At 72.0% G+C, this 6168-nt stretch carries 7 protein-coding genes; 4 read left to right on the forward strand and 3 right to left on the reverse strand.

Features of this window, described 5'->3' with window-relative positions; genetic code table 11:
* Positions 1 to 15: 15 nt before the first annotated feature.
* Both ACIP8Z_RS37225 and ACIP8Z_RS37230 read right to left on the reverse strand, forming a co-directional pair.
* Positions 16 to 555, reverse strand: a complete 540-nt coding sequence (locus ACIP8Z_RS37225) for an HPP family protein (RefSeq protein ID WP_402091371.1) — start codon at positions 553 to 555, stop codon at positions 16 to 18.
* Between the two features lie 128 nt (positions 556 to 683).
* Positions 684 to 2234: a vanadium-dependent haloperoxidase gene (locus ACIP8Z_RS37230; RefSeq protein WP_402091373.1), complete on the reverse strand. Its 1551-nt coding sequence runs from the start codon at positions 2232 to 2234 to the stop codon at positions 684 to 686.
* 329 nt (positions 2235 to 2563) lie between these two features.
* Here ACIP8Z_RS37230 and ACIP8Z_RS37235 point away from each other — a divergent pair, with 329 nt between their 5' ends.
* Positions 2564 to 3067, forward strand: coding sequence for a hypothetical protein (locus ACIP8Z_RS37235; protein ID WP_402091376.1), 504 nt, complete (start codon positions 2564 to 2566; stop codon positions 3065 to 3067).
* A 325-nt stretch (positions 3068 to 3392) separates the two neighbouring features.
* Positions 3393 to 4043, forward strand: a complete 651-nt coding sequence (locus ACIP8Z_RS37240; RefSeq protein WP_402091378.1) for a ScbR family autoregulator-binding transcription factor — start codon at positions 3393 to 3395, stop codon at positions 4041 to 4043.
* 130 nt (positions 4044 to 4173) lie between these two features.
* Here ACIP8Z_RS37240 and ACIP8Z_RS37245 read toward each other — a convergent pair whose 3' ends face one another.
* Positions 4174 to 5124, reverse strand: coding sequence for a ScbA/BarX family gamma-butyrolactone biosynthesis protein (locus ACIP8Z_RS37245; protein ID WP_402091381.1), 951 nt, complete (start codon positions 5122 to 5124; stop codon positions 4174 to 4176).
* A 128-nt stretch (positions 5125 to 5252) separates the two neighbouring features.
* Here ACIP8Z_RS37245 and ACIP8Z_RS37250 point away from each other — a divergent pair, with 128 nt between their 5' ends.
* On the forward strand, positions 5253 to 5933 hold the full coding sequence (locus ACIP8Z_RS37250; protein WP_402091384.1) for a ScbR family autoregulator-binding transcription factor: 681 nt from the start codon (positions 5253 to 5255) through the stop codon (positions 5931 to 5933).
* 128 nt (positions 5934 to 6061) lie between these two features.
* On the forward strand, positions 6062 to 6168 hold a 107-nt coding region (locus ACIP8Z_RS37255; protein ID WP_146250805.1), incomplete at its 3' end, for an acyl-CoA dehydrogenase family protein.

Raw genomic sequence — 6168 nt, forward strand, 5'->3', positions numbered from 1 at the left:
CGCCGGCGGTCCCGGTCACCACCAGTACGCGGGGTACTTGCCGATCACGCCGAGGCGGGAGGCGAGCAGGCCCATCAGGACGAGCAGCGCGCTGCCGACGGCGAGCAGGACGAGGAAGCGCAACGGCGCGGGGTCCTGGAGGACGGCGAGCACGGCGGTGGCGGCGGCCGGCGCGTGGACGGCGCGCAGCAGCAGCATGAGGCCGACGCTGAGGCCGGCGGCGACGGCGGCCACCCAGAGGGAGCGGCCGAACAGGGCGACGGCGACGAGGCCGAGGACACCGGAGCCGGTCTGCCCGAGCATGACGCCCCGGGGCTGGGCCGGGGGCAGCACCGGGGTGCTGCAGATGATCATGGCGGTGGCGGCCAGCGGGGCGATCATCAGGAGCTGGTCGGTTGCCTCGCCGAGGGCGACCAGGATCACCAGGGACACGACGGTGGCGAGGGTGCCGAGGACGGCGGGCCGGCCGCCGGGGAAGGGCGGGGCGCCGCCCGCCCAGCGGCTGCGGGCGGGCGGGGTCACCGCACCCGCGGGGGTCTGGGTCTGGTTGCTCACGGTGTTCTCTCCTTGGCGGGGCGGGCGGAGGCGGGGCAGGGCGGGGCTCGGCACGGGGTGGTGGACGGGCGGGCGGCGCGTGCCCCCGCGGGTGCCGGTTCCACCGCGGGGACGGGCCTGCCCGGGGGTCAGCGGTGGGTTCCGCCGAAGTAGCGCATCGCCTGCCGGTGGACGACCTTGCCGATGCGGTGGCCCATCTCGATGCCGGGCTCGTTGTCGAAGCTCCAGTGCATGCCGCCGTAGACCCGGGAGATGCCGGCCTGCCGGGCGGCCTCGCTGAAGGTGGGCCAGTGCAGGACGACGTCGGTGCGCGGGGTGAGGCCGGGCTCGACGGTGGAGGCGCCCGCCTTGAAGCGGTACGAGTCGCCGAAGGAGTCGGAGCCGGTGAAGCGACGCAGGAACTCGGCGGCGGCGCCGGAGAAGGTGCTGTGTCCGGAGACGGTGGCCGGGAACGGCGGAACGGCCACGTACGCCTGCCAGTCGACGCCGTCCATGGTGACGGTGCCCCGGCCGGGGCCGCCCCAGGAGCGGATCTGCCTGCCGCGCTGGTCGAACGGGATGAGGGTGGAGGGGCGCGCGAAGTCGTACTGGGCCTTGACGGCCCAGGAGCCGATGGCGGCGTCGCACTCGGCCATGTTGAGGCCGAAGAATATCTGGGCGTCCTCGTCGACCCCGTGTCCGTCACGGGCGGAGACGTACCGTCCCCACATCTGCTGGGCGCCGGGCGGGGTGACGTCGTCGTTGAGCCAGAACTCGGCGATGGCCTTCTGCTCGTCCGTCAGGTTCGCGCTGATGTCGAGGAGTTCCTCGATGGCGGCGGTCATCCGGACGGAGGGGTACGCGGGCGGGGCGGGGACCGTGAACTGGTCGGGGCGGGACAGCGCGAAGGGCTGCATCACCGCGAACTGCGGGGTGAGATAGCGCTGTGTCTTGCCGCCGACGATCAGCGGGGTCCAGTGCGCCGGGTCGGTGACCGCGGCCGGGTCGAAGGCCCCGGCGGTCTGCGGGCTGTTGCGCGGCTGGTAGCCGGTGGTGTCGGAGTACGCCGGGCTGCCGAGCTGGTTGGCACCGTCGGCGTGGCGGTGGTCGAGGACGGCCCGCGCGGTGCGGCGGCCGATCCAGGCGGGGCTGTTGCGGCGGGGGTCGGTGAGCTCGGGGTCGTGGCCGAGGCCGCGGAGCATGTTGTCGATGGCGACCTTGTACTCGGGGTACAGGTCGAGCAGGGCGAGGTGGGCCGCGTAGCTGATGGCCTCGTTCTTGTTGTCGAGGGTGCGCTCGGAGCGGGGCCGGCGCAGGGCTCCGCCGAAACGGGTGCCGACGGCGCAGCGGTCGTAGCAGGCCCAGGCGTCGTAGATGGCGTTGTGGATGATCGCGAGGGCACGGGCGTTCACGGTGGCGGGGCCGAAGCGGTTGCCGGCGGCCTGGTAGCGGCCGAGGATCGCGTCCATCGCGGCCTGGTTCCAGCGGATGACGACGCTGGGGTCGGTCACGGCGCCGGGCCGGCGGCGGCCCGTGCGCGTCTCCGCCTCGAAGCTGGTGGGCACGGCCCAGGCGGCCGTGCCGGGCAGGGCGAGCGCCCCGGCCGCGGCGGCCGATGTGGTGAGCACCCGGCGCCGGGTGAGGGCGGTGCGGGCCGCGGGGGTCGTGGTGGAGGCGGGGGCGGCGGGTCGGTGGGACATCCGTGGATTCCTTCGCATGCTGCCGGGAGCGGATGGACGCGGTTCGAGCCGATGGATCAAACACAAACTCGAACAGTGCTCAGGCTGGCGAGATTTGATCGCGGGCGGCAACGCCCTATCGACTTCTTCCATAGCGGGCATGCAAGGAACCGATGGGCGTCGCGGGGGTGCTCGGGACGTGGTTAGCGTGGCCCACGGCGTCCGACCCTCCTGCCGGGATTTCGGCGTGATCCGAGCGGTCCGCGCCCCGGCTCCGCCCCACCCGGCCTCGATCCGCCCGCACGGCCCCGCCCGGCCCCCGCGTCGACTCGTGATGGAGATGCCCGCGCATGACCGTTTCCTCCCAGGTGATCCCTGCCACCACCCCTCCCGCCCCGGGGACCGCCACCCCGCCGCCCGCCGGCTCCCCCGCTCCCCTCGGCCGCTTCGACCGGCTCGCGCCACGGCTGCACCGGTACGGCCTGGCCATGCTCAGGGCCGGACTCGGCGGCGTGTTCGTGTGGTTCGGGGTCCTCAAGGTCATCGGGCTCAGCCCGGCGGCCGCGCTCGTCGTCGACGTCCTGCCGTTCACGGCGGGCGACTGGTTCGTGCCCGCCCTGGGCTGGGCCGAGGTGGCGCTCGGCCTCTGGCTGACGTCCGGGCGCGCCCGCGCGATGGCCCTGCCGGTGCTCACCGCCCACCTCTGCGGCACCTTCGCGGTGCTGGTCCTCACGCCTTCGGTGGCCTTCTCCCACTCCAACCCGCTGCTGCTCACGCTGGTCGGCGAGTTCGTCGTCAAGAACGTGGTGCTGCTCGCGGGCGTGGTCGTGGTGACGACCCACCCCCGCCCCTGATCCCGTACGCACGACGCACGTCCCCGGGCACCGGCCGTGTTGCCGGCTGAGTCGGTGACAAACCTGTGGCTCGGTTTGCTATTTGGGGCTCACCAGGGCTCACGGGAGCACCTCAGCGGCTTCGGCCGCCACCCAACTCGCCACCCTCGTACGCATTCCGTATCCGTCCGGGACCGGTCCCGGTCATCCGATCCGCACCGAAGCGCTCAAGGGCACACGAAAAGCTCGTACAATACCAAGCAGTCGGTTTGGAGTCGTCGAGCGGTACGGCGCGACGGGGCGCACACCCGTACCACCGCGACGCACGGTGCTACGGGAGCCACGGGTGACCAAACAGGAGCGGGCCGCACGGACCCGCGAGGCGCTGATCAGGTCGGCGGCCAGGGAGTTCGACCAGCACGGCTACACCCTGGCCAAGTTGTCGGCGATCAGCACGGGCGCGGGGGTGAGCCCCGGCGCGCTCCACTTCCACTTCGAGAACAAGCCCGCGGTGGCCTCCGCCGTCGAGCACGAGGCGTCCAGCGTCCTGCGCAGGACGGCCCGGACCGTGTACGGGCGGGGGCCCAACGCCCTGCAGAACCTCGTCGACACCACGCACGCCCTGGCCCGGCTGCTCCGTGAGGACATCGTCGTCCGCGCGGGATACCGGCTCAGCTGCTCCCGGGGCTGCCGTACGGACCTCAATCCGCGCCAGGAGTGGCTGAGCTGCGTCCAGCAGCGGCTCGCGGAGGCGGCCGACGAGGGCCTGCTCGCCACCGGCCACGGCGGTCAACAGGACCTCGTCCGCACGGTGGTGGCCGCCACCGTCGGTCTGGAGGCACTGTGCCGGGACAACGGCGAGTGGCTGTCGCCCGGCACCGTCACCGGACTGTGGCGGACGCTGCTGCCGATGCTGGCCGCCCCCGGAACGCTCGCCGGTCTGGAACCGGCGGGCAGTCCGGCCGTCCCCGGCCACGTACCCGCGCCGGTGGGGTGAGCGGGCGGCGGGAGAGCAGCCGTACGCGCGCGGGCTCCTTCGCCGACGCCGCGGCGGCCGCGACCCGGCCGCCGACGAATCCGGTCGCGCCGGTGTTCAGAAGGTGAGGGGCCCCTCGTGCCTGTCCGGTTCAGCCCGCCAGCCGGCTGCCGAGGCCGGCCGTGGCCCCCGCCAGTTCCCGGGACGGGGAGGTGAGCGTGCAGAGGAAGACGGTCGTGCCGTCCTGGTGGCCGGAGACCCTGACGGTGGTCGTCGAGGGGTCCGAGGTGGAGACGGTCTCGGCCTCGATCCAGCAGGGGCTGTCGAGCTCGACGTAGCGCGAGAAGGAGACGTCCATCGCGTTGGGCAGGTAGGCCGTGCTCCCGAGCGCCATCGTCGCCGCCTGCCGGGCGGCCTCGAGCAGCACCATCCCGGGGACGTGGTCGTTCGGGCGCCGGAAGAGGGTGGTGTGGGCGGTGTTGATCCGCAGCTGCCACTGACCGGGGCGGGTGCCGGGCGCGAGGACGACGTCCTCGACCCGCTCCCTCCCGACGAGCGACGGGTCCACCGCGGGTATCAGCGGGACGGGACGGCCGAGCGCGGCCATACGCTCGCCCCGCATCCGGCGGTACGCCATGGCGGAGGTGCAGCGGCCCACGCCGCCGCCGGTGGCGAGGAGCCGGCCGTCGCGGGTGAGCACCATGGTGGTGCGCAGGTTCCGGAGGCGTCCGCCCCGGCCCGTGAGGTCGGAGCAGACCACGTCGACGTTGATGTCCGAGAAGGGGCCGTCCACGACGAGCGCCTCGGGTTCGGCGCTGTAGGAGAGGTCCCACATGACGAACTGTTCGTCGAGGGGTACCCCGAGTTCGGCGTGAGCGACCAGCATGGTGGTCTGGCGTATCGTCTCGGCCACCAGCACGGGGTCGTGCCGGACCGCTGCCACCGGAGAGAAGAAGGGATGCTCGGCAGACCAGCGGGCGGATACGGAGAACCGATTCTCCTGAAGCTGCGTCCAGCCCGTGGGGATGATGTCCGCGGGATCCGCGCGGTGAACGAACTCCCCGGGGACGTGCGACGTCGCTCCTCGACAGTTCTGATCCATGGATCCCCCTCGCGTCCCCAACCCCCGGGTGGTGAAACCCGCCCGCCGTAGAATACGTACAGCGCGGTTTTCTTTTCAATGCTTCACGTCACACGTTGAGCACAGACAGCGAGACAGCAGGAGGCGCCTTGGCGCAGCAAGCGCGTGCAATCCGAACCCGACGGGTGATCCTCGAGTCGGCCGCCACCGTCTTCGCGGAGCGCGGCTACGAGCGGTCGACCATCGGCGAGATCCTGCTGCGCGCCGGGGTGACCAAGGGAGCGCTGTATTTCCACTTTGCTTCCAAGGAAGACCTGGCCCTCGGCGTTCTCGACGCCCAGCTGCTCGACGAGCCGCTCACGCCGCAGCCCATCAAGCTCCAGGAGCTGGTGGACCAGGGCTTCCTGCTCGCCCACCGGATCCAGCGCGACCCGCTCGTGCGCGCGAGCGTCGCCCTTACCCTGGACAGCGGTGCCACCGGGGTCGACCGGGGTGCGCCGTTCCGGGCCTGGATCGACCAGGTGTCGGAGATCCTGACGGTGGCCAAGGCGCGGGGCGAGCTCCTGCTCCATGTGAACGTGACGGACACCGCGGAGCTCTTCGCGGGCGCGTACGCGGGAATCCAGACGATGTCTCAGATCATGTGCGAGCGCAATGATCTGACGTACCGGGTCTCGGTCCTCCTCCGGCATGTGCTGCCGACCATCTGTACGCCGGCACTGCTCACGGGACTCGACATGACCGAGGCCCGCGCCCGGGAGCTGGCCGCCGAGTACGACGCGAGCCGGCTCCGGCGGGAAGAAGGGAACCTCGCGAACACCCCTGGTTAACAAAACCGACCGACCGGTCCCTTGAGCGCCCCGACGCAGATCAGCGTCGGGGCGCTCTGGCATCATGGCACTGAGTGTGTTTTGCTGAGGGTACTCAGTGCCACAAGCGTCTAGGGGAGCTCCACATCATGGGCAAGGACTTCGACCTGTATCGGCCCTCCGAGGAGCACGACATGCTCCGGGAGTCGGTGCGTGCGCTCGCGGAGGCGAAGATCGTGCCGTTCGCCGCGGCGGT

Origin of the sequence: Streptomyces sp. NPDC088553, assembly GCF_044752965.1 — a bacterium.
Lineage (GTDB): Bacteria > Actinomycetota > Actinomycetes > Streptomycetales > Streptomycetaceae > Streptomyces.